The sequence below is a fragment of the Cupriavidus sp. F041 genome, assembly GCF_057814235.1.
In genome coordinates, this window is sequence record NZ_JBVASY010000001.1 from 194,464 (window position 1) to 220,494 (window position 26,031).

At 65.9% G+C, this 26,031-nt stretch carries 23 protein-coding genes and 1 pseudogene; 11 read left to right on the plus strand and 13 right to left on the minus strand.

Translation table 11 applies throughout. The features are described 5' to 3' along the window. Window position 1 precedes the first annotated feature (1 nt). The 4 genes from ACZY0R_RS00875 (at window position 2) to ACZY0R_RS00890 (ending at window position 4,398) form a co-directional block, all read left to right on the plus strand. A complete protein-coding gene (locus tag ACZY0R_RS00875; protein ID WP_488856717.1) occupies window positions 2-1,456 on the plus strand; it encodes a hydrogenase 4 subunit F in 1,455 nt (484 codons plus the stop codon). A gap of 4 nt (window positions 1,457-1,460) precedes the next feature. Beyond that, window positions 1,461-3,008 (plus strand): hydrogenase large subunit, encoded by a 1,548-nt coding sequence (locus ACZY0R_RS00880; protein WP_488856718.1) that lies wholly within the window; start codon window positions 1,461-1,463, stop codon window positions 3,006-3,008. Continuing rightward, complete coding sequence (locus ACZY0R_RS00885) at window positions 3,008-3,544, plus strand: NADH-quinone oxidoreductase subunit B family protein (RefSeq protein WP_488856719.1); 537 nt, start codon at window positions 3,008-3,010, stop codon at window positions 3,542-3,544. Before ACZY0R_RS00880 ends, ACZY0R_RS00885 begins: the two co-directional genes overlap by 1 nt. A 329-nt stretch (window positions 3,545-3,873) precedes the next feature. Next, window positions 3,874-4,398 (plus strand): gamma carbonic anhydrase family protein, encoded by a 525-nt coding sequence (locus tag ACZY0R_RS00890; protein ID WP_488856720.1) that lies wholly within the window; start codon window positions 3,874-3,876, stop codon window positions 4,396-4,398. A gap of 251 nt (window positions 4,399-4,649) precedes the next feature. Here the strand turns inward: ACZY0R_RS00890 and ACZY0R_RS00895 are convergent, their stop codons facing one another. The 3 genes from ACZY0R_RS00895 to ACZY0R_RS00905 all read right to left on the minus strand — a co-directional run bounded on the left by ACZY0R_RS00895 (window position 4,650) and on the right by ACZY0R_RS00905 (window position 7,840). Further along, entirely contained in the window at window positions 4,650-5,639 is a 990-nt protein-coding gene (locus ACZY0R_RS00895) for a tripartite tricarboxylate transporter substrate binding protein (RefSeq protein WP_488856721.1), read from the minus strand. A 69-nt stretch (window positions 5,640-5,708) separates the two neighbouring features. Then, a complete protein-coding gene (locus ACZY0R_RS00900; protein WP_488856722.1) occupies window positions 5,709-6,863 on the minus strand; it encodes a CaiB/BaiF CoA transferase family protein in 1,155 nt (384 codons plus the stop codon). Between the two features lie 11 nt (window positions 6,864-6,874). Beyond that, window positions 6,875-7,840: a hydroxymethylglutaryl-CoA lyase gene (locus tag ACZY0R_RS00905; protein WP_488856723.1), complete on the minus strand. Its 966-nt coding sequence runs from the start codon at window positions 7,838-7,840 to the stop codon at window positions 6,875-6,877. Window positions 7,841-8,091: 251 nt separating this feature from the next. On the opposite strand from ACZY0R_RS00905, the gene ACZY0R_RS00910 reads away from it, so the two are divergent. From ACZY0R_RS00910 to ACZY0R_RS00920, 3 genes are all read left to right on the plus strand, one after another. Beyond that, window positions 8,092-8,994 (plus strand): LysR family transcriptional regulator, encoded by a 903-nt coding sequence (locus ACZY0R_RS00910; protein WP_488856724.1) that lies wholly within the window; start codon window positions 8,092-8,094, stop codon window positions 8,992-8,994. A gap of 189 nt (window positions 8,995-9,183) precedes the next feature. Further along, a complete protein-coding gene (locus ACZY0R_RS00915; protein WP_045240758.1) occupies window positions 9,184-9,417 on the plus strand; it encodes a DUF2188 domain-containing protein in 234 nt (77 codons plus the stop codon). 137 nt (window positions 9,418-9,554) lie between these two features. After that, the gene (locus tag ACZY0R_RS00920) at window positions 9,555-10,976 is read left to right on the plus strand and encodes an MFS transporter (RefSeq protein ID WP_488856725.1); all 1,422 of its coding nucleotides are present in this window, start codon (window positions 9,555-9,557) and stop codon (window positions 10,974-10,976) included. 52 nt (window positions 10,977-11,028) lie between these two features. Here the strand turns inward: ACZY0R_RS00920 and ACZY0R_RS00925 are convergent, their stop codons facing one another. The 6 genes from ACZY0R_RS00925 to ACZY0R_RS00950 form a co-directional block, all read right to left on the minus strand. Beyond that, window positions 11,029-11,169, minus strand: coding sequence for a hypothetical protein (locus ACZY0R_RS00925; RefSeq protein WP_488856726.1), 141 nt, complete (start codon window positions 11,167-11,169; stop codon window positions 11,029-11,031). 25 nt (window positions 11,170-11,194) lie between these two features. Beyond that, complete coding sequence (locus tag ACZY0R_RS00930) at window positions 11,195-12,361, minus strand: DSD1 family PLP-dependent enzyme (RefSeq protein ID WP_488856727.1); 1,167 nt, start codon at window positions 12,359-12,361, stop codon at window positions 11,195-11,197. Continuing rightward, complete coding sequence (locus ACZY0R_RS00935) at window positions 12,354-15,398, minus strand: FAD-binding and (Fe-S)-binding domain-containing protein (RefSeq protein WP_488856728.1); 3,045 nt, start codon at window positions 15,396-15,398, stop codon at window positions 12,354-12,356. The genes ACZY0R_RS00930 and ACZY0R_RS00935 overlap by 8 nt, the downstream gene beginning before the upstream one ends. Before the next feature lie 52 nt (window positions 15,399-15,450). Next, window positions 15,451-16,215, minus strand: coding sequence for a 2-keto-4-pentenoate hydratase (locus ACZY0R_RS00940; protein WP_488856729.1), 765 nt, complete (start codon window positions 16,213-16,215; stop codon window positions 15,451-15,453). A 38-nt stretch (window positions 16,216-16,253) separates the two neighbouring features. After that, entirely contained in the window at window positions 16,254-17,528 is a 1,275-nt protein-coding gene (locus tag ACZY0R_RS00945; protein WP_488856730.1) for an MFS transporter, read from the minus strand. 236 nt (window positions 17,529-17,764) lie between these two features. Further along, window positions 17,765-18,985 carry a pyridoxal-phosphate-dependent aminotransferase family protein gene (locus tag ACZY0R_RS00950; RefSeq protein WP_488856731.1) on the minus strand — a complete coding sequence of 407 codons (1,221 nt, stop codon included), beginning with the start codon at window positions 18,983-18,985 and terminating at the stop codon, window positions 17,765-17,767. Window positions 18,986-19,156: 171 nt separating this feature from the next. Here ACZY0R_RS00950 and ACZY0R_RS00955 point away from each other — a divergent pair, with 171 nt between their 5' ends. The 3 genes and pseudogenes from ACZY0R_RS00955 to ACZY0R_RS00965 form a co-directional block, all read left to right on the plus strand. Further along, window positions 19,157-19,882 (plus strand): GntR family transcriptional regulator, encoded by a 726-nt coding sequence (locus tag ACZY0R_RS00955; protein WP_488856732.1) that lies wholly within the window; start codon window positions 19,157-19,159, stop codon window positions 19,880-19,882. A gap of 191 nt (window positions 19,883-20,073) precedes the next feature. Beyond that, entirely contained in the window at window positions 20,074-20,298 is a 225-nt protein-coding gene (locus ACZY0R_RS00960) for a DUF2188 domain-containing protein (protein ID WP_488856733.1), read from the plus strand. Between the two features lie 39 nt (window positions 20,299-20,337). After that, a pseudogene (locus tag ACZY0R_RS00965) lies at window positions 20,338-20,478 on the plus strand (DUF3008 family protein); the annotation flags it as partial. Window positions 20,479-20,541: 63 nt separating this feature from the next. Here ACZY0R_RS00965 and ACZY0R_RS00970 read toward each other — a convergent pair. The 3 genes from ACZY0R_RS00970 to ACZY0R_RS00980 all read right to left on the minus strand — a co-directional run bounded on the left by ACZY0R_RS00970 (window position 20,542) and on the right by ACZY0R_RS00980 (window position 23,960). Then, window positions 20,542-21,807, minus strand: coding sequence for a multidrug effflux MFS transporter (locus ACZY0R_RS00970; protein WP_488859463.1), 1,266 nt, complete (start codon window positions 21,805-21,807; stop codon window positions 20,542-20,544). A gap of 115 nt (window positions 21,808-21,922) precedes the next feature. Next, the gene (locus ACZY0R_RS00975) at window positions 21,923-22,906 is read right to left on the minus strand and encodes an aldo/keto reductase (protein ID WP_488856734.1); all 984 of its coding nucleotides are present in this window, start codon (window positions 22,904-22,906) and stop codon (window positions 21,923-21,925) included. Window positions 22,907-22,970: 64 nt separating this feature from the next. Continuing rightward, on the minus strand, window positions 22,971-23,960 hold the full coding sequence (locus tag ACZY0R_RS00980) for an aldo/keto reductase (RefSeq protein WP_488856735.1): 990 nt from the start codon (window positions 23,958-23,960) through the stop codon (window positions 22,971-22,973). Between the two features lie 206 nt (window positions 23,961-24,166). Here ACZY0R_RS00980 and ACZY0R_RS00985 point away from each other — a divergent pair, with 206 nt between their 5' ends. Then, complete coding sequence (locus ACZY0R_RS00985; protein WP_488856736.1) at window positions 24,167-25,075, plus strand: LysR family transcriptional regulator; 909 nt, start codon at window positions 24,167-24,169, stop codon at window positions 25,073-25,075. A gap of 112 nt (window positions 25,076-25,187) precedes the next feature. On the opposite strand, the gene ACZY0R_RS00990 is transcribed toward ACZY0R_RS00985, so the two are convergent. Next, window positions 25,188-25,922 carry a hypothetical protein gene (locus tag ACZY0R_RS00990; protein ID WP_488856737.1) on the minus strand — a complete coding sequence of 245 codons (735 nt, stop codon included), beginning with the start codon at window positions 25,920-25,922 and terminating at the stop codon, window positions 25,188-25,190. Between the last annotated feature and the right edge of the window lie 109 nt (window positions 25,923-26,031).

Consider the following 26,031-nt stretch of genomic DNA (forward strand, 5'->3'; position numbering starts at 1 on the left):
TTTGATCGCGCTAGCCTTCCTGCTTGCAACCCCGCTCGCCGGCGGGATGGTGCTGGCGCTGGTCGGTCATCGCGATCATGCGCGCGACGTCAACGTCGTGTTCAGCCTGGGCACCTTCATCGCGGCCTGCCTGCTCACCGGGCAGATTATCGACGACGGTCCCACGCTCGCGTGGGACCGTGCGTTCTACATAGACGCCCTGAATGTGTTTCTCGTTACGCTGACCGCGTTCGTGGGCCTGACCACATCCATCTTCTCGCGGCCCTACATGCGCGTGGAGCGCGACCACGGCAAGATGACGCCGCCGCGGCTGCGCCTGTACCACAGCATGTACCAGCTATTCACCTTTACGATGCTGCTGGCGCTGACCACCAATAATCTGGGCATCGTATGGGTGGCAATGGAAGCTGCCACGCTGACCACGGTCCTGTTGGTCAGCGTCTACCGGACCGCGGCCAGCCTCGAGGCGGCCTGGAAGTACTTCATCCTGTGTGGCGTGGGTATCGCCCAGGCGCTCTTTGGCACGGTGCTGCTCTACATGGCGGCCGAGCAGGTCATTGGCCCCGAGGGCGGCGCGCTGCTGTGGACCAACCTCGATGCGGTCAAGGGCCGGCTGGACCCGAATATCATCACCCTGGCATTTGCCTTCCTGTTCATCGGCTATGGCACCAAGGTCGGCCTGGTTCCCGTGCACAACTGGCTGCCGGACGCCCATGCCGAGGGACCGACCCCGGTGTCCGCCGTGCTGTCCGGCCTGCTGCTCAATGTGGCGCTCTACGCCATCCTGCGCTGCAAGGTGTTGACGGACGGCGCGCTGAACAACCATCTCACCGGCCACCTGATGATGGGCTTCGGCCTGGTTTCCGTAGTGGCGGCGGTCTTGCTCCTCATCCGCCAGCGGGACGTCAAGCGCATGTTCGCCTACTCCTCCATCGAGCATATGGGCATGATGACCTTCGCTTTCGGTATGGGCGGCCCGATCGCCAGCTTCGCCGGACTGCTGCACATGACGGTGCATTCGCTGGTCAAGTCCGCGATCTTCTTCGCCGTCGGCCATGCGGCCCAGCAAGCGGGAACGCAGGCCATGGACGAGATCCGCGGGCTGGTCCGGGTCAGCCCCACGGTCGGTTGGGGCCTGATGCTAGGCGTACTGGCCATTCTGGGCATGCCGCCGTTCGGCGTGTTCGCCAGCGAGTTCCTGATCGTGACGACCGCGATGCGGGAACAACCCTGGGCCACGCCCTTCCTGCTGGTCGCGCTCGGCATGGCCTTTGCGTCAGTGTTCAGCCGCGTGCAACCGATGGTCTTCGGCGAGACCACCCTGAAGCCCCTGCCGCACCCGCCGGCGCTGGTCCCGGTGTTCTTGCACCTCATACTCGGCTTGATGCTGGGCCTCTATGTCCCGCCGTATCTGGATGCGTGGTACCGCCAGGCGGCCGCCATGCTGGGGAGTTGAGCGTATGGCCCTGCCTGAACTCGGACTCAACCTGCATCGCCTCCCGGCACCGCTGCCGGTATGGCACGGGCTCGCCAGTCCCGATGCATGGAGCGCGGCAGCGCGCACGGTCGCGGACACGGGCGGGCGCCTGATCTCCGTGTGGGGCGCCGATCGCAGCGCGGCGGGCGGGACGTTGGCGGCATGCGCCGCGTATGCCGTACCGGCGGGACTGGTCTGGCTCGAACTGCGGCTCGGCGGCCCGGCACAGGGGGTTCCGGACCTGGCCGGCATCTTCCCGTGTGCCGGGCGGATGCAGCGTGCCATGGCCAACCTCTCGGGCATCCGGGTGCAAGGCAACCACGACCAGCGCCCGTGGATCGACCATGGCCTGTGGGCGCCCGGGTCATTCCCCCTGCAACATGCGACGCAACCGCTGGCCGCCGCGGGCAGGCTGCCCGCGGACTACGCCTTCGTACGTGTCGATGGCGATGGGGTGCATGAGATAGCCGTCGGCCCGGTGCATGCCGGCATCATCGAACCCGGCCACTTCCGCTTCTCCGTCGTCGGCGAAAAGGTGCTGCGCCTTGAAGCCCTCCTCGGCTACACGCACAAGGGCATCGAACGCCGCTTCACCGAACTGGCGCCGAGTGAGGCTTACCGGCTCGCGGGCCGCATCTCAGGCGACTCGACGGTGGCCTATGCCTGGGCCTACTGTATGGCGCTGGAATCCGCCTCGGGGAGCGAAATACCGGCAAGGGCGGCCTCGCTGCGCGCCCTGATGCTGGAGCGCGAGCGCGTGGCCAACCACCTCGGCGACCTCGGTGCGTTGGGCAACGATGCCGGACTGGCCTTCGGACTGGCTCAGTTCTCGCGGCTGCGCGAGGATTGGCAGCGGCTGTCCGGGGAAGCCTTCGGACATCGCTTCATGATGGATGCGGTGGTGCCCGGGGGTGTCGCAATGGATCCGGCGCCGCCCATGATGGACCGGCTGCGCAAGCAGTGCGACGGCATCGAGCGCGAAGTTCGCGCGTTGCGCCGCGTCTACGACGAGCATGCCGGACTGCAGGACCGGTTTCGCGCCACGGGACGGGTAACGCCACAACTTGCCGCCCGGCTTGGCCTCGCGGGGCTCGCCGGGCGCGCCAGCGCGCAAGCGGCGGACCTGCGCTGCGACCACGCATGGCCGCCCTATGACCGGTTAGACGTCACGATGGCCACGCACCGCGATGGCGATGTCGCTGCACGCGTGGCGATGCGCTTTGACGAGACCATTGAATCCCTGCGGCTTGTTCGCGCCATCTGCTCGGAACAGCCGGGCGGCGCGATCCATGCCGGTATCCGGGCGCAGGACGCGATCTCCATCGGAGCAGGCTGGGTGGAGGGCTGGCGCGGCGAAGTCCTTGTGGCGCTCGAAATCGGCGCTGACGGCAGAATCCTGCGTTGCCACTGCCATGATCCCTCCTGGCAGAACTGGCCGGTGCTTGAGCACGCGGTCATTGGCAACATCGTTCCGGACTTTCCGCTGATCAACAAGTCCTTCAACCTCAGCTATTCGGGACACGACCTCTGATGTGGCACATCCTCAAACAAATCGTCCGCACTGGCATCGTTACGGAGCCGCCGCCCCCGGCCGTCGATGGCGATGTTCATGGCGTTGGCGATGGCGGCGCCGCGATGCAACAGATCCACCAGGACATCCTCGACATCCTCGGTCAGGCGCTCACGATCAGGGAGGTCGATGCAGGCTCGTGTAACGGCTGCGAGCTGGAAATCCACGCACTCAACAACCCCTACTACAACATTGAGGGGCTTGGCATCAAATTCGTTGCCAGCCCGCGGCATGCTGACATGCTGCTGGTGACAGGACCGGTTTCGCGCCACATGGAAGACGCTTTGCGGCGTACCTATGACGCGACGCCAGAGCCGAAACTCGTGGTCGCGGTGGGTGACTGCGGCTGTACAGGAGGCATATTCGGCGAGAGCTATGCGAGTTGCGGTCGCGTCGCCAACGTCATCCCCGTCGACGTCGCCGTGCCTGGCTGCCCGCCTCCCCCCATCGAGATCCTGCGGGGAATACTGACCGCCGTGCAGCGGCGCAAAAGCTAAATCCTCCACATGATCCTCATGGAGGATGGCGACGGCATCTTTTGAGGCAACGGGAGTGCCCCCGAATCCGCGCAGTCAGAATCGCCAGCAGCCTTCGATGACAGGTGCCCTACCCTGGCAGCCCGCAGCAGAGATGCGCCGCCTTATTTGCGTTTCCGATCGGAGATCGTAGCCCTTCCAAACCACCGTCTCAGACCTGCAGAGGAATCGCTAGAGTAAGCGTTGCAAAGGCGCGGATATCCACTTGCCACCTGCCGGACAAGCTTGGCCGGATAGAGGCAGGCAGCGGCGCTAGTGCCAAGAACAATCAGCCTGAAGAGAAAAAGATCATGTCCCTGTATCAAATCGGTTCCCTCGCGCCCGTCATTGCCGAATCCGCCTTCATTGCCGAGCAGGCCACCATCATTGGCCGCGCCATTGTTGGCGAGCAGGTCAGCGCGTGGCCCGGCTCGGTGATTCGTGCCGACAATGAGCCCGTCACCATTGGCGCGCGATCCAATGTGCAGGAAGGCGCGGTGCTGCACACCGACCCGGGTTGCCCGCTCCATATCGGCGAGGGCGTCACGATTGGCCATCAGGCCATGCTGCATGGCTGCACAATCGGCGACGGTTCGCTGATCGGAATCCAGGCAATAGTGCTGAATCGCGCGACCATCGGCAAGGAATGCCTGGTGGCTGCCGGTGCCCTTGTGACAGAGGGCAAGGTATTTCCGGATCGCTCGCTGATCCTGGGCTCGCCCGCCAAGGCCGTGCGCCAGTTGACTGACGACGAGGTCGCCAGTCTGCGCGCCAACGCCGACGACTATGCGCGGCGCACGGCCCAGTACACGCGCGAACTGCGCAAGCTCGCCTGACCAGGGGGCGGTGCGCGCGGGCGTCTAGCGCACGGATCGCCTGGATTCCCCAAACGATGCGATGCGCCATGCCCTCCCGACGCTTTACAGCCTGTCGAAGCGCACCGATCTTTATTTCAACGCCTCCTATATGAACAACAAGGGCGCGTCGAAGTTTTCGCCCAATGCGCCCACGCAACTGCCAAACGGAAACCGCGCCGGTATGCCAGGGCGCGGCGCCGGCTCCCCCGCCGGGACGGCACGCCCCAACCTCACTCGAGGGTCACATTGGCCTTCTTGACCAGTGCCGCATAGCGCGCCGCTTCGCTCTGGAAGAACTTCGCGGCGGCCTCCGGCGTGCCGGGATTGATCGTATTGCCCTGCCTCTTCATCGCTTCCAGGACATCCGGGCTGGTGAATGCCTTGACGAACACGGTGTTGAGGCGCTTGACCTCGGCCGGCGGAAGCCCTGCCGGACCCACCACGGCAAACCAGCCCTCGACCGCGTAGTTTGGCAAACCTTGTTCGGCGATGGTGGGAATCTCCGGCGCGGCGGGCGAGCGCGTAGCGCCGCACAAGCCGATCGCACGCAGGGTGCCGTTCTTCAGGTGCGGCGCTACCGCATTCAACGCCACCACGCCTATCTCGACCTGGCCCGCGATCAGGTCGGTGATCATTGGGCCGGTGCCTTTGTAGGGAACATGCCGGGCCTTGACATGCGCTTCGTCAAGGAACATTTCAGCGGCGAGCTGGATGATGGTGCCGTTGCCCGACGAGGCATAGTTGAAGGCATCGGGCTTGGCCTTGAGTAGCGCCACCAGCTCCTGCACGTTCTTCGCGGGCACCTTGGGGTTGACCACCAGGACCAGCGGCGTCGAGCCGATCACGCTGATGGGCGTGAAGTCCTTGATCGCGTCGAACGGCATCTTTTTGTACACGCTCGGATTAATGACATGGTTGTTGGAGAACAGGCCCAGCGTCGTGCCGTCGGGCTGCGCCTTGGCCACCGCCGCTGCGCCGGTAATACCGCCGGCGCCGGGGAGATTCTCGATCACCACCGGCTGGCCCAGGCTCTTGCCGAGCGACGGTCCGGCGGCGCGCGCGATAGCATCCACGCCCGAGCCTGCGCTGATAGGCAGGATCAGGCGTACCGGCCGGCCCGAGCCTTGGGCCATGACGGTGCCGGCCGGCAAGGCGACCGCGAGTGCGATGGCCGAAGCGGCCATGCCGAGTAGTGCCCGGCGCGAAAGGGGGAATGCCATGTCTGTCTCCGTGTATTTATCGTTCTGGTCCGCGCGGCCATCCGAAGCCACTCGGCAATGCGGGTAGATTCAGTCCGGGGTGCGCATGCGCAGGCCGGACAGGATTTCATCGTTGTGCTCGCCGATGCCTGGCAGCGGCATGCGCACGCCGGGCCTGCGTCCGCCCATCAGCAGCGGCAGCAGCACAACGTCCGTGGTGCCGCCATCCTCGGTCTGCATCGGCACCAGGCCACCACTTGCCTTCAGGTGAGGGTCATCCAGCAGTTGCTCGGGACGCATGATGGGCGCGTAGGGGATGCCCGCGGCTTCGAGCTTCGGCGAAAGCTCTTCCACGCGATGGTCCTTGAGAATCTCGCCAAGCCGCTCCAGCAATGCCGGACGCACCGCAACGCGCATGGCGTTGGTGGCAAGTGCCGGATCGGCGGCCAAGTCGGGGCGTTGCAGCACGTCGCACAGGGTGTTGAACTGCTTGTCGCTGACAGCACCAATAAACAATTGCTCGCCTTCGGCCAGCGTGAACACGTCATAGACACTCCAGGCGGAGACGCGCGACGGCATCGGCGGCGGCGGCTCGCCAGTCATCGAGAACTGCTGCATATGCTGGGACGACAGGAACACGCAATTCTCGAACAGCGCGCTCTGCACTTCCTGCCCCCTGCCGGTACGGTCGCGCTCCCGCAAGGCGGCCATCACGCCGATGGCGCCGAACATTCCGCCCATGATGTCGTTCACCGAGGTGCCCGCGCGCAGCGGGCGGCCCTTGGGCCCGGTCATGTAGGACAGGCCTCCCATCATCTGCACGACTTCGTCGAGCGCCAGGCGGTTTTCATAAGGGCCGGGCAGGAAGCCCTTGTGCGACACGTAGATCAGCCCGGGGAATCTGGCGGACAACGTGGCGTAGTCCAGCCCGCATTTCTCCATCAGGCCCGGGCGGAAGTTCTCCAGCAACACATCGCACTGGCCAACCAGTTCCGCGGCCGTGGCCTGCCCTTCCGGGGTGGTGATGTCGATGACGACGCTCTTCTTGTTGCGGTTGAACGAGCGGAAGAAGCCGATGCCAAGGCCGGGCAGGTTGCGCGTCTTGTCGCCGCCGGGGGGCTCGACCTTGATGACTTCCGCGCCCAGGTCCGCGAGGATCATGCCGCAGGTCGGGCCCATCACCATATGGGTGAACTCAACCACGCGGACGCCGGCGAGCGGCAAGGAGGCATGTTCAGTGCTCATGATTTTCTCTCTCAGGCGCAGGCGGTAGCCGCATCGGCAACCGACGCAGGAAATGTCTTGGGCAGGCCGGCGCGCCACAACGTGCCGTGCAGGGTCTCATTGGTCAGCCAGCCGGCCACGCGCTCGCGCAGCGCCAGCAACCGGCCGATATCGAGGGCGGTATCGAAGCCCATGCTGCCCAGCAGGTAGGCCAGGTCTTCGGTGGCGACATTGCCGCTGGCGCCGGGCGCGTGCGGGCAACCGCCAATCCCGGCGAGACAGGCATCAAAGCGGGTCACGCCGGTTTGCAAGGCGGCATACACGTTGGCCAGGCCAAGTCCGCGCGTGTCGTGGAAGTGGCCGCACCAGAAGCGGTCGCCGGCGATTGCCGTGGCGCGTTCGAACAGGCTGCGCACCATCGCGGGATCGGCATAGCCCACCGTGTCCGCCAGGCTGACGCGATCGGCACCCGCATCCAGCAGGGCCTGCATCAGGCGGAGCACCTCGTCCGGATCCACATGTCCCTGCAGCGTGCAGCCGAAGGCCGTGCCCACGCCACCTTCGATCAGCGTCCTGGAGCCGGCCGCGTCGCGGGCGGCGCGGATCTTCGCCACCTCGGCCACCACGTCGTCAGGCGTCTTGCGCAGGTTGGCCAGGCTATGGGCATGGCTGGCGGACAGCGGCACCAGCATCAGGTCGGCGCCGCTGGCGATGGCGTTTTCCGCGCCCCGCAGGTTTGGCACCAGGACCGAGACGAACAGCCCCGGCAGCGACCTGGCGAAGTCCACGAGTTCCGCGGTATCGGCAAGTTGCGGCAGCAGCTTCGCCGGGACGAAGGAGCCGACTTCAATTTCCCTCTGGCCTGCCGCATAGGCCGCCTGGATCCACTCGCGCTTGGCGGAGGTTGGCAGGATGGTGGCGATGCTCTGCAGGCCGTCGCGCAGCCCGACCTCCCGAATCACGGCCCGGCGTGGAGCAAATTCAGCGTGTGTTGTCATTCTGTCTGTGTCCCCTCGGATGTTCGTGTTTCGGTCTGGCATGAGCACTCTATGCCGTTCCAGCCCAAGGCAGAAGCGCTAATCCAGAAGCACTAACATTCCGAATCGGAATAGCTGGGCAGCGTCACGCCACCCCATGTGCCCCTCGGCTTAGAGATTCCCGGACAAGGCAACATCCGCTAAAATTACCACGATAAATTTCCATATCGGAAATCCTAAACTCGACACCAACTCGACACCAAAAGCTTCAGATGCGTGACCTGGACCTCACCTCCCTGCGCCTGTTCGTGGCAGTTTGCGAGACGCGCAACATGGCGCGCGCTGGCGAACAGCAACACATTGTGGCTTCGGCCATCAGCAAGCGCCTGGCTCAACTGGAAGACACCGTGGGCGTCACGCTGTTCGAGCGGCGCCGGCGTGGGGTCATACCGACCGCGGCTGGCGAGATCCTGCTAGAGCACGCACGCGCCATGCTGGCCGCGGCCGATCGCGTGGAGCGCGATATGGCCGACTACGGCACCGGCATCAAGGGGCAAGTCCGCCTGCTGTCCACCGTCTCGTGCATGGCCGAGTCGCTGCCCGACGATATCGCGAGCTTTCTACAGGTGCCTGACCATCGGGATATCCGCGTCACCGTCGAAGAAAGTCTCAGCCGCGACCTTGTCCGCTCACTGCGCGAAGGCTCCGCGCCGCTGGGCATCTGCTGGGATGCCGCGGATCTCGAAGGACTCCAGACCCGCCCCTATCGCAGCGATGCCTTGGCAGCCATCGTGCATTCCTCGCATCCGCTCGCGAGCCAGGCGGAGTGCTCCTTCGAGCAGACGCTTGAATTCGACCATATCGGCCTGCCCGGGCAGACCGCGGTACACACCATGCTGGCGCGTGCGGCGGCCATCATCGGCAAGCCGATGGCGTACCGGGTGGTGGTTTCCTCCTTCGATGCGTCCCTGCGCTGCGTCCGCGCGAACCTCGGTCTTACCATCGTGCCCCGCGAGGTGGTTGAGCCCGTTTCCGCCAGCTTTGGCTTGCAGGTGGTCCCGCTCACGGATAGCTGGGCGCAGCGCCGCTTCGCGATTTGCTTCCGCGACGAGGCGAGCCTCTCGCCGGCGGCGAAGCTGTTGGTGGATTACCTGGTGCGCCAGGCGGCGTCCTGACAGCCCGCAGGCCACCCGGGGGCGACAGGGACGCCTGTCGCTGCGCGGGCACCGTCGGGCCAGAACACCTATGCTTGAAACCTGCGAGGCGCGTGAACCTGCGGGACTGCGCCCCCTGGCGCTACTGTTCCAGCGCGCCACAATACAGAGCAGAGCGTGGCCTCAGGCCACGGGTACCGGGAGACCTCCATGGATTCGAAAGCGCAGCGCAACGTACATGTCGTGCCTCACGGCGACGGCTGGGATGTCGTCCATGAAGGAGCCAGGGGCGAGCGAGCCCATTTCCTCAACCAGGACGAAGCCGTCGAGGCCGCCACGGTGATCGCCAGGCGCGAGAAGGTCGAACTGCTGGTTCACGGCCAGGATGGCCAGATCCGCATGCGCAACAGCTATGGCCACGACCCTCGCGACGTGCGGGGCTAGACAGTAAGCCGGCGCCATCGGGAGCGACCAGGAACCCGAAAATACCAAGCCATTGCTTGTGTAATTCACGGCATCACCTTATTATCCAAGAATAATTTTGGATAATAAGACGGCAGCCATCCTGCCGCACGCTCTCAATGCCTCCTGAACAAGCCTCCACCGGCGCCTGGCGCGAACTGCTCCTTGGCAAGAACGGGTTACTTGCCCTCGCCCTTACCGGCGGCGTGGCGCTTCACGCCATCAACGTCCACATTGTCACCACCGTGCTGCCGTCCGTGGTACGGGACATTGGCGGCCTGGACTGGTACGCCTGGAACACCACGCTTTTCGTCGTCGCCTCCATCGTCGGCGCCGCGCTGTCCGTCCGGCTTCTGGCCGCCCTGGGACCGCGCGGTGCCTCCATGACCGCGCTGGCCGTGTTCGCGCTGGGATCGGCCGGCTGCGCGCTCGCGCCGTCCATGCCCTGGATGCTGGCCAGCCGCGCCGTGCAGGGCCTGGGCGGCGGCACGCTGGCGGCGCTTAGCTATGCACTGATCCGGGTTGTGTTCGCGCCGCCGCTTTGGCCCCGCGCGGTGGCCCTGGTCTCGGGCATGTGGGGCATCGCCACGCTCTGCGGGCCGGCCGTGGGCGGGTTGTTCGCCCAGGTGGGGCATTGGCGCTGGGCGTTCTGGACGCTGCTGCCGGTGTCCATCATGCAGGGCTTGCTGGTGGCGGTGCAATTGCGCCCGGCCGGCGAGCGCGCATCGTCCACCGCCGCGCCGAGCATTCCCGCCGCGCAGATCGCACTGCTGGCTGCGTCGGTCCTGGCTGTCGCCGCCGGCAGCCTGTCGGCGGCGATGGGCTGGCAGGCCGCTGGCGTGGCCGCGGGCCTGGCATTCGGCGCCGCCGCCATTGTGTGGGACCGGCGCGCGCTGGTGCGGTTGCTGCCTAGCGGCGGCACCGAGCCCGGCACGCCGCTGGGCGCGGTCTATGCCAGCGTGGCCCTGCTCCTGATCGGCACCACCACCGAAGTCTTCGTGCCTTATTTCCTGCAGACCTTGCATGGCCACACACCGCTGGCCGCGGGCTATCTCACAGCCGCGATGGCGGGTGGCTGGAGCCTGGGGGCGCTGCTTTCCTCCGGCCACGGCGGTACGGGCGCGGCACGGCTGCTGCGCGCGGGGCCGGTACTGTGCGCCGCCAGCCTGATCGCGCTGGCGATAGTGGTACCGGCGGGGGCAAGCCTGGCGCCGACGGCTCGCACGCTGCTCAGCGGCCTGGCGCTGGCCGGCGCGGGCGCTGGCGTGGGCATCGGCTGGCCGCATTTGCTGACGCGCGTGCTGACGCTGGCGCCGCACGGCGAGGAAGGCACGGCTTCGGCCGCGATCACAACCGTCCAACTCTACGGCATGGCGATCGGCGCGGCGATCGCGGGGCTGGTGGCGAATGCCGCTGGCCTGATCGTCCCCGGCGGCACCGCGGGCGCGCAGTCGGCTGCCGCCTGGCTGTTCGCCAGCTTTGCCGTGGCGCCCGTGCTGGCAGCGCTGGCCGCGCGCCGGATTACAAGCCGGGCGCATTAGGATTCCGTGGCGTTGCGCCATCTCCTACGCCGCTACCCGCGCCCGGACGCGCTCAGGCCATGCGGCGCGCCTTGGCGCGCAAGTCCGCTAGCGTCGCCACCGGCGTCAGGTCGCGCCAGCTGAACGGCAGGTTGCTGACCACCGGCACGGTATGGAGCGCGGACGAGGTGACCAGCAACTTGCGGGCCCCCACGGCACAAGCGCCACCGGCCGATGCATCAGCGGCTCAGGCCCCGCGCATCGATATCCCACAGGCCTGCTACCCGCCCCTGCCGGAAGCAGACGTAGTGCCGGTGCAGGTTGGCGGTAGGGTCGCAGTGCCCCGGGATCAGCAGCAGCTTGCCGCCCAGCAACTCGTGGCTGTCGCCGTTGAGCACTTCGAGCACGCCGTGCTCGTCGTTGGCGGCGACGTAGCGCAGCGACCCGTTGCTGTCGCGCGACCACAGCCGCGGCAGGCCGGAATCGACCGCCACCGTCTTCAGGCCGACATCGCAAACCACCACGCCGGGGCGCGCCGTGCTCATCACCGTGGCCGCGATGAACAGGCTGTGCACCGGCCGGAATTGCCCCATCCATTCGTTGGCGCCGTAATGTCCGTCCAGGAACAGATAGGACCCCGGCTGGATCTCGGTGTAGACGCCGCCGCCGACGTCGAACTCCGCGGTGCCGGTACCCCCGCCCGTGACCACCGGGCAGGCGATACCGCGCGCATCCAGGTGCCGGACATAAGCGTGCGCCGCTTCGGCAGCCCGTTGTGCGGCCTGGCGGCGCTGCGCCCAGACGGCGATATGCTGGGCCGGGCCGTGGTACGCCTGGAGGCCGCCGAACCGCAATGCCGGAAACGCTGCGATGGCGTCAGCCAGCGCGCTCAAGGCATCGCGGCTGGCAACGCCGCAGCGTCCGTGTCCCACGTCGACCTCCGGCAACACCGTGATCTTCACACCCGCGGCGGTGGCGGCGGCCCCCACCGCCCGCACCTGCCGCACGTCATCGGCGCAGATGCTCAGCGCCACATGCCCGGCCAGTTCTACCGCCATGGCCACCTTGTCGGCGCCGGCGAATTCGTTGCTGATGTGGATGCTGGCGATGCCGGCCGCCGCGAACGGATAGGCTTCGCTCAGCTTCTGGCAGCAGATGCCCACGGCTCCCTGGGCCATCTGGGCCCGGGCGATGGCGACGGACTTGTGCGCCTTGGCATGCGGGCGCAAGGCCACCCCCGCGGCCGCCGCCAGGCCGCGCATCTGCAGCAGGTTCGACTCGAAGGCGTCCAGGTCCACCAGCAGCGCCGGCGAACTCACGTCCTCCAGCGCATCGCCCTTCGCGGCCGGCTCGGGAAGCCGCAAGGGTGGCCGCCTGGCGGCTGCCGGGCCGGTGTGCTCACGCATGATGCGGCTGCCCCTGGTCTGTCCGTTCCAGCGCCATCGCCAGCACGCGCGCCACGTGCACGGCCTTGGTGTCCGCGCCGTCCAGGATCTGGTGGCGGCAACTGGTGCCGTCGGCGACCACAATGGCGTTGGCCGCGCGCTGGCGCACCGCCGGCAGCAGCGAGAGTTCCGCCATGGCTTTCGATGCCTCATAGTGCTCGGCCTCGTAGCCGAAGCTGCCCGCCATGCCGCAACAGGAGGATTCCACCGGCGACACCTTCAGGCCGGGGATCCAGCCGAGCACGGTCTGCACCGGGGTGAAGGCATCGAAGGCCTTCTGGTGGCAGTGGCCATGCACCAGGGCTTCACTGGCCTGCAGCGCATCGAGATCGAGGGCCAGGCGTCCCGCCGTCTTCTCCCGCACCAGGAATTCTTCGAACAGGAAGGCCTGGGCGGCCAGCTTCCTGGCCTCGTCGCCGTAGCCGTAATTGAGGAACTCGTCGCGCAGGGACAGCAGGCACGAAGGCTCCAGCCCCACGATCGGGATGTTCCGGTCGACATAGGGCTTGACGGCATCCAGCAGGCGCCGCGCTTCCTCCCTGGCCTGGTCCACCAGCCCCGCCGCAAGGAAGGTACGGCCGCAGCACAGGGGGCGCTCGCCCTCGCGGGTGTTGAAGTGCACCGTGTAGCCGGCGGCTCCCAGCACTTGCTGCGCCGCCCGCGCGTTTTCCGGCTCCATATAGTTGGTGAAGGTGTCCACGAAGAGCATGACTTCGCGGCCCGGTGCTGCCTGCTCCCTGGTCCGGGCTTTCGACAGGAACGATGTCTTGAAGCGTGGCAACGAGCGCTGCGGCGCGAATCCCATCGCGCGCTTTATCGCGCCGGAGATGCCGGGAATGCTGTCGGCCAGCGCGAGCAGCGCGGGAAACCGGCTGGCGACCGGCGCGTAGCGCGGCAGGAAGGCCACCATGCGCTCGCGCAGGGTGATGCCGTGGCGCTTGGTCCAGGCATGGCGGGCCTCGATCTTGAACTTCGCCATATCGACGCCCGTCGGGCAGTCGCGCCTGCAGCCCTTGCAGGAGACGCACAGGTCCAGGGCTTCCTTGACTTCCGCGCTGGCGAGGCCCTCATCGCCCAACTGGCCGGAGACCGCCAGCCGCAGCGTATTGGCCCGGCCCCGCGTGACATGCTGCTCGTCCTTGGTCACGCGATAGCTCGGGCACATGGTGCCCGCGTCGAACTTGCGGCAATAGCCGTTGTTGTTGCACATCTCCACTGCCGCGGCGAGCCCGCCCGCGCGGTCGCTGCCCGTGCCCGGCGCTGTTTCCTCGCCGGTCAGCGGGTTGCGCGTCACGTTCCAGGCGGACCAGTCCAGTGCCGGCGCGAGCGGCAGCGCGGCGTAGCCCGGCGCGAAACGGAAGTTCTCGCGTGCGTCCATCTTCGGCGGCCGCACGATCTTGTCCGGGTTGAAGCGGTTGTCCGGGTCGAACAGCGCCTTGATCTCGCCAAAGGCGGCATTGATGCGCGGACCGTATTGCCAGGCCACCCACTCACCCCGGCACAGCCCGTCGCCGTGTTCGCCGGAATAGGCGCCCTTGTACTCGCTCACCAGTGCGGCCGCTTCCTCGGCGATTTCGCGCATGCGCAGCGCGCCATCGCGCCGCATGTCCAGGATCGGGCGCACATGCAGCGTGCCCACGCTGGCATGGGCGTACCACGTGCCTTCGGTCTCGTGCTTGTGGAACACGGCGGTGAGCCGGCGCGTGTACTCGGCAAGGTGCTCCAGCGGAACAGCGCAATCCTCGATGAAGGACACCGGCTTGCCGTCGCCCTTCATGCTCATCATGATGTTCAGGCCGGCCTTGCGCACATCCCACAGTGCCTTCTGGGCTTTGGCGTCGGGCATCTTGACGACGGAGCCGGGCAGGCCCAAGTCGCCCATCAGCGTCGCGAGGTCGTCGAGCTGCGCCAGCAGCGCGCTGTGCTCCTCGCCCGCGAACTCGACCAGCAGGATGGCCTGCGGCTCGCCGGACAAGGCCTGCCCGATCACCGGGCGGAACGCCGGGTTCTCCATCGACAGGTCGATCATGGTGCGGTCCACCAACTCTACCGCCACGGGCTTGAGCCTGACGATATGCTGCGTCATGTCCATCGCCTGGTAGAACGTGGGGAAGTTCACCACACCCAGCACCTTGTGCTGCGGCAACGGCGACAGCTTCAGCGTGAGCTGCCGGCTGTAGGCGAGCGTGCCTTCGGATCCCACCAGGATATGCGAGAGATTGGCGTAGCCGTCGTCGGTATAGGCGCGCGGGTTCTGGCATTCGAACAGGTCGATGTTGTAGCCCGCCACGCGGCGCAGCACCTTCGGCATGCGCTCGGCGATTTCCTCGCGCTCGCGGGTGGCGATTCGCCGCAGGCCTTGCAGGATGCCCTCCACGCGCCTGTCCGCGACAGCCTCTTTGAGTGAGCCGAAATGGCATTGGCTGCCGTCGGCCAGCACGGCATCGATGCCCAGTACGTTGTGCACCATGTTGCCGTACTCGATGGAGCGCGAGCCGCATGAGTTATTCCCGGCCATGCCGCCGATGGTGCATTGGGCGCCGGTCGATACATCCACGGGAAACCACAAGCCGTGCGGCTTGAGCCAGGCATTGAGGTGGTCCAGCACACTGCCGGGTTCCACAGTCACGGTACGGGCGACGGGATCAAAATCCACGACGTTGTTGAGCCACTTGCTGTTGTCGATCACCAGCGCCTCGCCAACGGTCTGGCCGCACTGGCTGGTGCCCGCGCCGCGCGCCAGCACCGGGGCCTTTTCGTCGCGGGCGATCTCCAGCGCCAGCAACAGGTCGGCCTGGTCGCGCGGCACCACCACGCCGACCGGCATGATCTGGTAGATCGAGGCATCGGTAGCGTAGCGGCCCCGGCTGGCCCGGTCGAAGAGCACATCGCCGCGCAACTCCTTGCGCAGTCGTGCCGACAGCGGCGAGCTGGCGCGGCCTTGCGACGGCACGAGGTGGATCGGCTTGACCAGCAGCGAGGGGGAGGAATCGTTCATGGCTTTCTACCAGTGGCTTGTGGGTATCGGTGCCGCGTCTGCGCGCGGCTTGTTACGCAAGGATGAGTTCGACCGGGGGCAGGCCGGCGATCCTGCCCAGCGCCGCGCCCGGCTTGCCCGGGAAATGCATGCCGGTGTAGGACCCGGTCGTGACCAGCGTGCCGTGGCCCACCGTCATGCCGCGCGCGGTGCAATGGTTGACCACCCACGGCAGCAGGCGGCGCGGGTCGCCGGCGGGATTGGCCGGCGCGCCCTTGACCACGTCCTCGCCATCGAAGGTGAAGAACAGGCTTGGATCCAGGAAGGGATAGCCGGGTTGGTAAGGCACGTAGTCGCCGACGATCAGGGCACCGTGGTTCTGCAGGTCGGCAAGCTGCGCCAGCTTGTCCACCGCGGGCCATTCCTGGTACCGGCTCGCCACCACCTCGATCGCGGCCGCCATGCATTGCACGCCTTCCAGCACCTCGTCACAGGAATAAGAAGCGCCTCGCGGCGCGAAAACCCGCCCGAAGCAGAACGCAATCTCCAGTTCCAGGCCAAGCGGGCGGAAGCCGCCGCGCGACAGCGTGGCCGGGCTCGGATGCACGCAGTCGTTCGGCAGCGGCGCGCCCTGGATCGGGCCGGTCGCGGATTTCGCGCCAGCCTTCCAGCCGCGGATGCCGGCTTTGCGCAGCCGCAGCACTTCGGCTTGTACGGCGTAGGCGGCGTCTGCATCCTGCGGTAGCAGTTCGCCTGGCAAGGCGGAGAAGCGAATGCCTTCGTTGCCCGCGCCTGCAAGCCGGCTGGCGAGTTCCTGTTCCGGGTGGGGATGGCTCATGATTGCGTTTCCGTTGGCGAGTGAGGGGCGCGCATCGCTTATGCGTGCAATTGCTTGGGATCGGTTGCGCCGGCGGGCTCGCTTTCGAACTTGCTTTCCGGCTGCATGCGGAAGGCCAGCACCACGCCGATGCCCATCAGCGCCATGCTGCCGATAAAGGGCAGCTCCCAGCTGCCGAAGCGGTCGATCAGGTAACCCGACAGCACCGGCGAGATGATCGCCGCCAGCGCGGAGCCGGAATTCATCATCCCGCTCGCGGTACCGGAATGCTCCGGCGCGATATCCATGGGGATCGCCCACATCGGCCCGATGGTCATCTCGGAAAAGAAGAAACCGGCGGCCAGGCAAGCCATCGAGACGTAGAGCTGGTGGGTGAACAACATGGGGATCAGCGACAGCATCGTCAGCAGCATGCAGACCGCCACCATCCAGCTGCGGGCGCGCTTCAGGCTGCCGGTACGCTCGTAGAGCTTGTCTGTGACAATGCCGCCGAGCGTGTCGCCGAGCACGCCGGCAAAGAACACGGCGGAGGCGAAGATGGCGGACTTCTTCAGGTCCAGGTCGTAGCTATGCAGGAAGTACTGGGGAATCCAGCTCAGGAAGAGCCACAGGGTCCAGGCGTAGCAGAAGTAGACGATGGTCACCGGCGCCATGCGCTTGAACAGGCGGCGCCAGGGCACGCTGCCAGCCTTCTTCTTGGCGGCGGGCAGTGTTTCGAGCTCGTCCGCCGTGATGCGGGGATGATCCTTCGGGTGCTCGGTGAAGGTCACCGCCCACAATGCCACCCAGACCAGGCTGATCACGCCGCAGAGATAGAACGACTCACGCCAGCCATAGACCGCCATGATCGCGACGACCGCGGCCGGGGCCACCGCGTTGCCTACCCGTGCGCAGGCGTGGGTGATACCTTGCGCGAAGCCGCGCTTTTCCTTGGGCACCCAGCGCGCCATTGCGGCAGTGGCCGCCGGAAACGTGGCGCCCTCTCCCAGGCCCAGCAGCAGGCGCGCGGCCAGCAGGGAAATCAGCCCGCCGGCGAAGCCGGTCAACATGGTGGCGATGGCCCAGAGCACGCCGCAGACCATCAGGGTGCGCTTGGCGCCGAACCGGTCGCTGACCCAGCCGCCGATGATCTGGAACACCAGGTAGGGGTAGGCAAAGGCCGAGAACACCAGGCCGATCTCGGTCTTGCTGAGGTTGAACTCCTGGCCAAAGCCGGCTGCGGCCGTGCTGACGTTGACGCGGTCCAGGTAGGTGATGAAATACATGATGCATAGCATCCCCAGCACGACGCTGGTTGCGCGAAGGCGCTTCATTGCTTGTCTCCAATCCATTTTTCCTGCCGGCCCGGCCGGGGCCGGGGCTGATTCATCGCGGCCGGCTCTATGGCCGGTTCCCGCTGGTGCGCGCAGGCGGCGGGGCACCAAAAGGCAACACCTCTGCCTGGGCTCACCCCGGGGGGTGAAGCCATGCCTGTCTGCACTTGCCGTGATTCAGGAAGGCCGGCGTGCGCCTGCCGCGCGGGCAAGCCGCCCGGCCTTCCGGTGCCGGTTCAGGCCGCAGCCTTCAGCGCTGGCGTGTCCGCATGCGAGGCCAGGTACTCCATCGCCGCCACGACCCCGCTCGCAGCCACCGGCACGCCCGCGAGCTTCAGCCCCATCTCGCAACCGGACAACGTGGCCATCAGGGTCAGGTCGTTGCAGTCGCCGAGATGCCCGATACGGAACATCTTGCCGCGCATCTTGCCCAGTGCCTGCCCCAGCGACATGTCGAAGCGTTCATAGATGCGCTTGCGCACCGCGTCGGCGTCCACGCCCTCCGGCATCATCACGCCGGTCAGCACCGGGCTGTACACCGATGCGTCCGCACACTGGATCTCCAGCCCCCAGGCCCGCACCGCGCGGCGGGTCGCCTCGGCCAGCCGCTGGTGCCGCGCGAAGACGTTGTCCAGGCCCTCGTCCAGGATCATGTCGAGCGCTTCCGACAGGCCATAGAGCAGGTTGGTGTTCGGCGTGTACGGCCAGTAGCCGTTCTTGTTGGCTTCGATGATTTCGTCCCAGCCCCAGAAGGCGCGCGGCAGCTTTGCCTGCTTGCTGGCCGCGATCGCCTTCGGCGACAACGCGTTGAAGCTGATCCCCGGCGGCAGCATCAGGCCCTTCTGCGATCCCGACACCGTTACGTCCACGCCCCACTCGTCGTGCCGGTAGTCCGCCGAGGCCAGGCCGGAGATGGTGTCCACCAACAGCAGCGCCGGGTGGCCGGCCGCGTTGATAGCGCGGCGCACGGCGGCAATATTCGAGGTAACGCCGGTCGAAGTCTCGTTATGCACCACGCATACGGCCTTGATGGCGTGCGCGCTGTCGGCACGCAGGCGGGCTTCGATCATGTCCGGCTGCACGCCGCGGCGCCAGCCCTCGATGCCGGGCAGGCCCAGGAATTCCGGCTTCAGCCCCAGTGCCTCCGCCATCTTCTTCCACAGCGTGGCGAAGTGACCCGTCTCGAACATCAGCACGTTGTCGCCGGGGCTCAGCGTATTGGTCAACGCGGCTTCCCAGGCACCCGTGCCGGAGGCCGGATAGATGATCACCGGCTGCGCGGTCTTGAAGATCTTCTTGATATCGGCCAGGACCTTGCGACCCAGCGCGCCGAACTCCGGACCGCGGTGGTCGATGGTCGGATAGCTCATCGCACGCAGGATGCGGTCGGGCACGGGGCTCGGACCGGGGATCTGAAGGAAATGGCGGCCAGCGGGGTGGAAGTCGAGTTTGATCATGGGTTGGTCCCTCCTTTGTGGATTATGCATTTTGCATTCAAAATACTTTAGCAGACGAAAGGACCTCCTTCCAAGCGTTGAATGACTGTAAACACTGGGTGTTTACCCCGAAGCTGCGCGTCTGGTATGAGATGCAGTAAAATGCGGAAAACGCAAAGATAAGGACTTTGTATGCAGAATCCAGTTGGCGGCGACCTCTCCCGCCCTGCGCCGGTCCTCCCCAAGGTTGAACGGCAACGGCTTCACGACACGGTGGTCGAGCACCTGCGCAAATTCATCGTGGAAGGCGTGCTATCGCCAGGCATGAAGCTCAATGAACGCGAACTGTGCGAAACCCTCGGGATCTCGCGCACGCCGCTGCGCGAGGCGTTCAAGGTGCTGGCGGCGGAAGGCCTGATCGAGATTTCTCCCAACCGGGGCGCCAGCGTCTCGCGCATGACGGACTCGGAAGTGTGGGAAACCTTCGAGCTGATGAGCGGCCTCGAAGCTTTTTCGGGCGAGCTGGCATGCGAGCGCATCACGCCGGCCGAGCTGGCGGAAATCAAGGCGCTGCATTATTCGATGCTGGCCTGCCGTGTGCAGAACGACCTGCCGGGTTACTACAGCCGCAACCAGGAAATCCACGACCGGATCAACGAAGCAGCGCGCAATGCCACGCTGCGCCAGACCTACCAGAGCATCAACCGGCGCCTGAAGGCGCTGCGTTTCCGGTCGAATCACGAGACCGACAAGTGGGACCGCGCCGTGCACGATCACGAAGACATGATCAAGGCGCTGGAAGCCCGCGATGGCAAGCTGCTCGGCTCGATTCTCAAGCGGCACCTGCTGGAAAAGCGCGACGCCATCATGCGGATCCATCCGGATCCCGTCGGCGACCCGCCCACGGCTAACGCGTAGGCGCGCCGGAAATCACGGCATATTTCTTGCGGCGATGTCCTGACGGGTAAAGCGCTACCGCCACATCCTGCACTGAAAAGGAGTCGGCTCCGCCTTGCGCTTTTGTCAGACGCTCCCCGATGGTCATGCGTCACGGCGGGTCCAGAATGGAGTATTCACACGTCCCAACACGTTCCAAACAGGAGATCGCCATGACAGCCAGGAATATCCACGTTTTGCCGCACGGCACCGGCTGGGACGTGATCCAGGAGGGGGCGAGGTATGCCAACTCGCATCACGCGTCCCAGGAGGACGCCGTGGAAGCCGGTACCCGGGACGCCCAGCGCGAGCACGTCGAACTTCTGATTCACGGCCTGGACGGACAGATCAGTGCGCGCAACAGCTTTGGCCATGATCCTCGTTCGACGCACAGCTGAGCGCCGGGCCGTGAAGACTTTCTTACCGGCGCGGCGCTTTCCACGAAGCGCGGCGACCGGAAGGCAAGTAGCCTGAAAGGCGCCTCGAAATCCATGGTCAAGTCGATGAGCGAAGCCGAGCTGCACGACATGGCCGCCACGAGGCAAAAGGGAAAGCCGGGCCATACGAGCAAGTCATAACGCATTCCGCCAGGCTCCCCCAGACAAGGAAGACATTCCTCCGGGCGATTCCGGGTCGCTTCACTAATCTGTTGAAACCCGAGCCGGCCTGATAACGCTGGGCGCAACGGCGGGAGATTGCACGAGAAACAGCGCACAGTGCAGACTGCCGATGCTCAAGAGGGCGATGACGACACCCATCCGCCAGGGTGTACCGTCCGTGCCGACGCCGACCAGAGCCGACCCGACGATGCCGGTCCCGTACTGGATGGCGCCGATCAGCGCCGACACGGCACCGGCGCGTCCGGGAAACGTGCTGAGCGCACCGGCAATCGAGTTGGCGACGATAAAGCCGGTTGCGGAGACGAACAGGAAAAGCGGAATCACCAGGCCCGCCAGCCCGCCCCAGCCAGTCCGGGCGGCGACTGCCAGCAGCATGCCCGCGATTGCCGCACCGACGGTACCGGCCCGCATCAGGCGATCGCTGCCGAGCCGGGTCACCAGCCTTGAGTTGACCAGGTTGGTGATCATGATGCCGGCGATGCCCGCACCAAACAGCACGCCGTAGGCCTGCGGCGATACGTGGTGGTAGGTGATGTACGCGAAAGGCGTACCGGCGATATAGGCATACATGCCGCCATAGAAAAACCCGCCGGTACCCGCGTAGCCCAGCAGCCGGCGATGCCGGAGCAGTTCGCCGTAGCGGCCCATTGCGCGCGTCAGCGGCTCGCGGTTGCGACGCTCCGGCGGCAAAGTTTCGGGAAGGGCGAACAGCGCCGCGAGCGTCGCCAGGCCGACACCCGCCAGCACCCAGAAAATGGCCCGCCATGACGACACCAGGAGGATCTGCCCACCCAGGCTCGGCCCGAGCAGCGGAGCGATTGCCATCACCGTCATCAGCGTAGACATCATCTGGGCCGCGCGGTGCCCCGCATGGAGATCGCGCACCATCGCACGGGCAAGCACGACGCTGGCGCACGCTCCCACGGCCTGCAGTACGCGCCAGCCGATCATCATCTCCACGCTCGTCGACACCGCGCAACCGGCCGAACCGATGACGAACAGAACGAGCCCGATGGCGACCGGCAGGCGACGGCCATAGCGGTCGCCGACGGGGCCCCAGACGAGCTGGCCCAGGCTGAAGCCGGTCAGATACCCCGAAATCGTCAGCTCGACAGTACCGGCGCCGGCATGAAGCGCCGCAACCATGGCAGGCAGAGCGGGCAAGTAGAGGTCTGTCGAAATCGATGCGAAGGCCATCAAGGTGCTCAGGATCGCGAGGACCCGCAGGCCGCTCGCATCCACGGCCCGGTGCGCGGATGCGTTTTCGGCCGCGCCGTCGGGAAACATGCCCGGCTGGCCGGAAGGTGGATCGTTCAGTGACATGGTTCGATATCCTGCCGCGCACGGCAAACGCGCCGGTACCCGGAAGGCCGGACACCGGCGCGTTGCTGCCACAGGCAAGTCAGCGATCGACTCGCTGCTGGAGATGGGCCGGGTAACGATCACCCGCGACGGTGATCTGTTGCAGTGCCGCCTCGATGACGGACAAATCCTCGGCCGACAGTTCGACGGCGGCCGCGCCGACGTTCTCATTCAGCCGGTGCAGCTTCGTGGTACCCGGAATCGGTGCGATCCACGGCTTTTGCGCCAGCAGCCAGGCGATCGCAATCTGTGCCCGCGTGGCGCCCTTGCCGTCCGCAATCCGGCCAAGTACCTCGACGAGGCCCGCATTGGCCTTGCGGTTTTCCTCGGAGAAGCGTGGCACAACGTTGCGGAAGTCAGTCTTGTCGAACGTCGTGCCCTCGTCGATGGCCCCTGTCAGGAAGCCCTTGCCTAGCGGGCTGAACGGCACGAAGCCGATGCCGAGTTCCTCGAGGGTCGGCAGCACCTTCTCCTCCGGCTCGCGCCACCACAGCGAATACTCGCTCTGCAGCGCCGCCACCGGCTGCACGGCGTGCGCGCGGCGGATCGACTGCGCGCCAGCCTCGCACATGCCGAAGTGCTTGACCTTGCCCTCCCGGATCAGATCCCTGACGGTGCCGGCCACGTCCTCGACCGGCACGGCCGGGTCGACACGATGCTGGTAGAACAGGTCGATGCGATCCGTCTTCAGACGCTTCAGCGATGCCTCCGCGACGGCGCGGATGCGCTCGGGCCGGCTGTCGAGGCCCTTTGTCGAATCGCCGTCCTTGAAGCCGAATTTGGTGGCGATCACCACCTGGTCGCGAAATGGCGCCACGGCCTCGCCGACCAGTTCCTCGTTGACGAACGGGCCATAGGCCTCAGCCGTGTCAAAGAATGTGATGCCTCGCTCGAATGCGGCCCGGATCAGCTTGATGCCTTCGGACTTTTCAGTGGCCGGGCCATAACCGAAGCTCAAGCCCATGCAGCCAAGGCCAATCGCCGACACCTCTAGATTGCCACTCCCAAGCTTGCGCTTTTGCATAACCTTCTCCTTTCGAAATGTTGCAGGCGGCGCGCCGCCCGTCATTGCAACCACCGGCAGACAATCAGCGGTCGATAAAGCCCATGTGTGCTTCAGACAGGCGGGGCTCCTTGACCGGCGCACTGCCCAGTGCTTCATTGATCTCGCGCAGGTCTTCGTTGTCCAGCCGCACCCTGGTCGCGCCGAGGTTTTCTTCCAGCCGCTGAATGCTGCGGGTGCCGGGAATCGGCACGATCCACGGCTTCTGCGCCAGCAGCCAGGCCAGGGCGATTTGCGCCAGCGTCGCGCCCTTCCTGTCGGCGACCTTCCGGATCAGCGCCAGGAACGCCTGGTTGGCGCGCAAGGCCTCCTGCGTGAAGCGCGGAAACGTGCTGCGCAGGTCGGTCGCATCGAAGGCAGCATCACTGTCCAATCTGCCGGTGAGATAGCCCTGCCCCAGCGGGCTCCAGGGAACAAAGCCGATGCCCAGTTCTTCGACGGTCGGCAGAATGCCGTTCTCGGGATCCCGCGTCCACAGCGAATACTCGGTTTGCAGCACACTCACCGGCTGCACGGCGTGGGCGCGGCGGATGGTGCCGGGGCCGGCTTCCGACAAGCCGAAGTGCTTGACCTTCCCCTCCGCCACGAGGTCCTTCACCGCGCCGGCGACCTCTTCGATCGGCACGTTGGGGTCCACGCGGTGCTGGTAAAGCAGGTCGATGACGTCGGTTTTCAGGCGCTTGAGCGAGGCTTCGACAACTTTCCTGATGCTTTCGGGGCGACTGTCCAGGCCGACGATCTGGTTGTCCCGGATGTCGAAACCGAATTTGGTCGCCACAACGATCTGGTCGCGGAAAGGCGCCAAGGCCTCCCCCACGAGTTCCTCATTGATGAAAGGACCGTAGGCCTCGGCGGTGTCGAAGAACGTTACGCCGCGCTCGTAAGCGCCGCGGATCACGTCGATCTGCTCACGCCGGCTCAGCGATGTCGGGCCATAGCCAAAGCTCATGCCCATGCAGCCGAAGCCGAGTTCCGAAACCTCAAGACCGCTGTTACCAAGTGTGCGCTTTTGCATAATCTCTCTTTCCAAATGTCGCAGCGGATCGTTGCCGTTGATCGGGCGCTACTGTCACGGCCTTTGCAGGGAGGCCGTAGCTGCGCGGGCAACGCCGCCAACGCCTGACACGTGTCAGTCGCTATTTGCTGTGGTGGATTCTAGGTTGCTGTACTTCATTCAACAATCCGGCTACCCTTTCACAAGGAGTTGAGATAAATTCAACAATGATGCGCGCTGGCCTGTCTGAACTGACTGCTTTCATGACCATCGCCGAGCAGCGAAGCTTTCGCGCGGCCGCGCGCACGCTGGGCGTTTCGCCGTCGGCGCTAAGTCACGCAATGCGGAATCTCGAAGCGAAGCTGGATGTGCGATTGTTTAACCGGACGACCCGGTCGGTCGCGCTGACCGAAGCGGGTGAACAGCTTCTGCGGCGCGTCAGGCCAGCCATCGCCGATATCGAGGATGCGGTAAACGAAGTTGCGTCAGCAAGCGACCGGCCGTCGGGCTCGATCCGTATCAGCGCATCCGAGTCCGCGGCAAGGCCGCTTGTGCGCCATGTGCTGCCAGACTTCCTGGCGGCTTACCCCGGCATACACGTCGAGTTCATCGTGGACACACGACTCGTGGATATCGTGGCCGACGGTTTCGACGCTGGCATTCGGGTTCTGGACGATGTGCCGCGCGATATGATCGCCGTCCACTTCGGACCTGACATGCGGTTCGCCGCGGTGGCATCCCCGGAATATCTGTCGCGTCACGAGCCGCCGAAAGCGCCACACGACCTGGGGCAGCACCGGTGCATCCGCTTCCGGTTCGAAAGTGGCGCGCTCTACCGCTGGGATCTCGAGCATCGCGGCAAAAGCGCCAGCATCGATGTCGACGGGCCGCTGACGCTTGGCAACCTGAATCTGATGGTCGAGGCAGCACTGGCAGGTATCGGCATCGCCTGGGTCCCGGAAGATCAGGTCGCAGAGCACCTGGCCTCGGGCCGGCTGATCCACCTGCTGCCGGGATGGAGCCCTTCCTTTCCCGGCTTGTGCCTCTATTACCCGGCTAACCGGCACCCGCCTACCGCGCTGAGGCTGTTTGCGCAGGCGGTGCGCGAGTGGGCCAGCCGTCGGCCGGCGTTGTGATGATCAGTAGTGACGATCAACGCGGTTCGGCGCCGGAGATCGTTCACTTCATCGCCCGCATTTCCGGAGCGGGGCAAAGCGGCGGAGGCAACGAGCGTTGCCTCCCCCTTCCTCAATCCGCAGAACTGGCGGGAAGCACCGAAACGCGGACGCTGGTAATGCCCAACGGCTCGCGCCCGGCGGCGCCACGCGCGGCGGATGTATCGGTCCAGCCTTGCAGCGTGTTGGCCAGCGACCGCAACAGCGCCGTGCCTGCCGTGGACGCCTGCTCAAGCCCCAGCAACACTTCGAACGACACGCTGCGCTCGCCCGCGGCCTGCAGCCGCGCGTCCAGGTCCGCCAGCAGGCTGCAGACGGCATTGCCCATCTGCAGCACGAAGCCGCTCTCCAGCCCGAGCTGCCGGTATTGCGCCCGAAGCCACGACTCGACCAGGGTCACGAAGATCACGCCGGTTTCGTCGGCATTGATCTCGAACGCGCAATAGCCGACCGGATGCAGGTCCCGCGCGAGGATCAGCCGGTAGAAGAGGACCTGGCCGCAGACCTCGTCGCTATCCATGTCCATCTCGAACGCCTGGCCGGGCTCCCAGTCCTCGCTGTCAAGGACTTCGCCGGATACAGGCGCGTCGTCGCCGGGCAACGGTACGCCGGCTTCCGCTTCCAGCTGAGCACGCAGGGTTGCCAGCACTTCGTCGCGTCCGGGCGCTTCCGGCGGTTCGGTATAGATGGCAAAACGCTCGCCCTCGGCCGTCCCGGCGAAGTCCGGGCCCATCAAAGGCGACAGTTGCAACGCTAGCGGTTCCTGCAGCGCCTGGCGGAGGGTATCGGTGTTGGTGCGAGCGGTCATGGGCGTAGTGGTGGATGGCGTGTGGTTGGCGTGGCGGCAGTGAACCCGCCGGCGGCAAAAAAGGTAGCGCCGAGTTTGCCATAGGCCAGCCAGCGGAGCCACGATTATC

What these genes read in the sequence shown, in the direction of transcription:
- ACZY0R_RS00940 (WP_488856729.1), bottom strand. Translation starts at nt 16,215, where the DNA reads ATGAGCCATCCCCACCCGGAACAGGAACTCGCCAGCCGGCTTGCAGGC.
- ACZY0R_RS00930 (WP_488856727.1), bottom strand. Translation starts at nt 12,361, where the DNA reads ATGCGTGAGCACACCGGCCCGGCAGCCGCCAGGCGGCCACCCTTGCGG.
- ACZY0R_RS00990 (WP_488856737.1), bottom strand. Translation starts at nt 25,922, where the DNA reads ATGACCGCTCGCACCAACACCGATACCCTCCGCCAGGCGCTGCAGGAA.
- ACZY0R_RS00970 (WP_488859463.1), bottom strand. Translation starts at nt 21,807, where the DNA reads ATGTTTCCCGACGGCGCGGCCGAAAACGCATCCGCGCACCGGGCCGTG.
- ACZY0R_RS00935 (WP_488856728.1), bottom strand. Translation starts at nt 15,398, where the DNA reads ATGAACGATTCCTCCCCCTCGCTGCTGGTCAAGCCGATCCACCTCGTG.
- ACZY0R_RS00980 (WP_488856735.1), bottom strand. Translation starts at nt 23,960, where the DNA reads ATGCAAAAGCGCACACTTGGTAACAGCGGTCTTGAGGTTTCGGAACTC.
- ACZY0R_RS00950 (WP_488856731.1), bottom strand. Translation starts at nt 18,985, where the DNA reads ATGATCAAACTCGACTTCCACCCCGCTGGCCGCCATTTCCTTCAGATC.
- ACZY0R_RS00960 (WP_488856733.1), top strand. Translation starts at nt 20,074, where the DNA reads ATGACAGCCAGGAATATCCACGTTTTGCCGCACGGCACCGGCTGGGAC.
- ACZY0R_RS00895 (WP_488856721.1), bottom strand. Translation starts at nt 5,639, where the DNA reads ATGGCATTCCCCCTTTCGCGCCGGGCACTACTCGGCATGGCCGCTTCG.
- ACZY0R_RS00890 (WP_488856720.1), top strand. Translation starts at nt 3,874, where the DNA reads ATGTCCCTGTATCAAATCGGTTCCCTCGCGCCCGTCATTGCCGAATCC.
- ACZY0R_RS00915 (WP_045240758.1), top strand. Translation starts at nt 9,184, where the DNA reads ATGGATTCGAAAGCGCAGCGCAACGTACATGTCGTGCCTCACGGCGAC.
- ACZY0R_RS00910 (WP_488856724.1), top strand. Translation starts at nt 8,092, where the DNA reads ATGCGTGACCTGGACCTCACCTCCCTGCGCCTGTTCGTGGCAGTTTGC.
- ACZY0R_RS00955 (WP_488856732.1), top strand. Translation starts at nt 19,157, where the DNA reads ATGCAGAATCCAGTTGGCGGCGACCTCTCCCGCCCTGCGCCGGTCCTC.
- ACZY0R_RS00880 (WP_488856718.1), top strand. Translation starts at nt 1,461, where the DNA reads ATGGCCCTGCCTGAACTCGGACTCAACCTGCATCGCCTCCCGGCACCG.
- ACZY0R_RS00905 (WP_488856723.1), bottom strand. Translation starts at nt 7,840, where the DNA reads ATGACAACACACGCTGAATTTGCTCCACGCCGGGCCGTGATTCGGGAG.
- ACZY0R_RS00945 (WP_488856730.1), bottom strand. Translation starts at nt 17,528, where the DNA reads ATGAAGCGCCTTCGCGCAACCAGCGTCGTGCTGGGGATGCTATGCATC.
- ACZY0R_RS00885 (WP_488856719.1), top strand. Translation starts at nt 3,008, where the DNA reads ATGTGGCACATCCTCAAACAAATCGTCCGCACTGGCATCGTTACGGAG.
- ACZY0R_RS00900 (WP_488856722.1), bottom strand. Translation starts at nt 6,863, where the DNA reads ATGAGCACTGAACATGCCTCCTTGCCGCTCGCCGGCGTCCGCGTGGTT.
- ACZY0R_RS00920 (WP_488856725.1), top strand. Translation starts at nt 9,555, where the DNA reads ATGCCTCCTGAACAAGCCTCCACCGGCGCCTGGCGCGAACTGCTCCTT.
- ACZY0R_RS00975 (WP_488856734.1), bottom strand. Translation starts at nt 22,906, where the DNA reads ATGCAAAAGCGCAAGCTTGGGAGTGGCAATCTAGAGGTGTCGGCGATT.
- ACZY0R_RS00985 (WP_488856736.1), top strand. Translation starts at nt 24,167, where the DNA reads ATGATGCGCGCTGGCCTGTCTGAACTGACTGCTTTCATGACCATCGCC.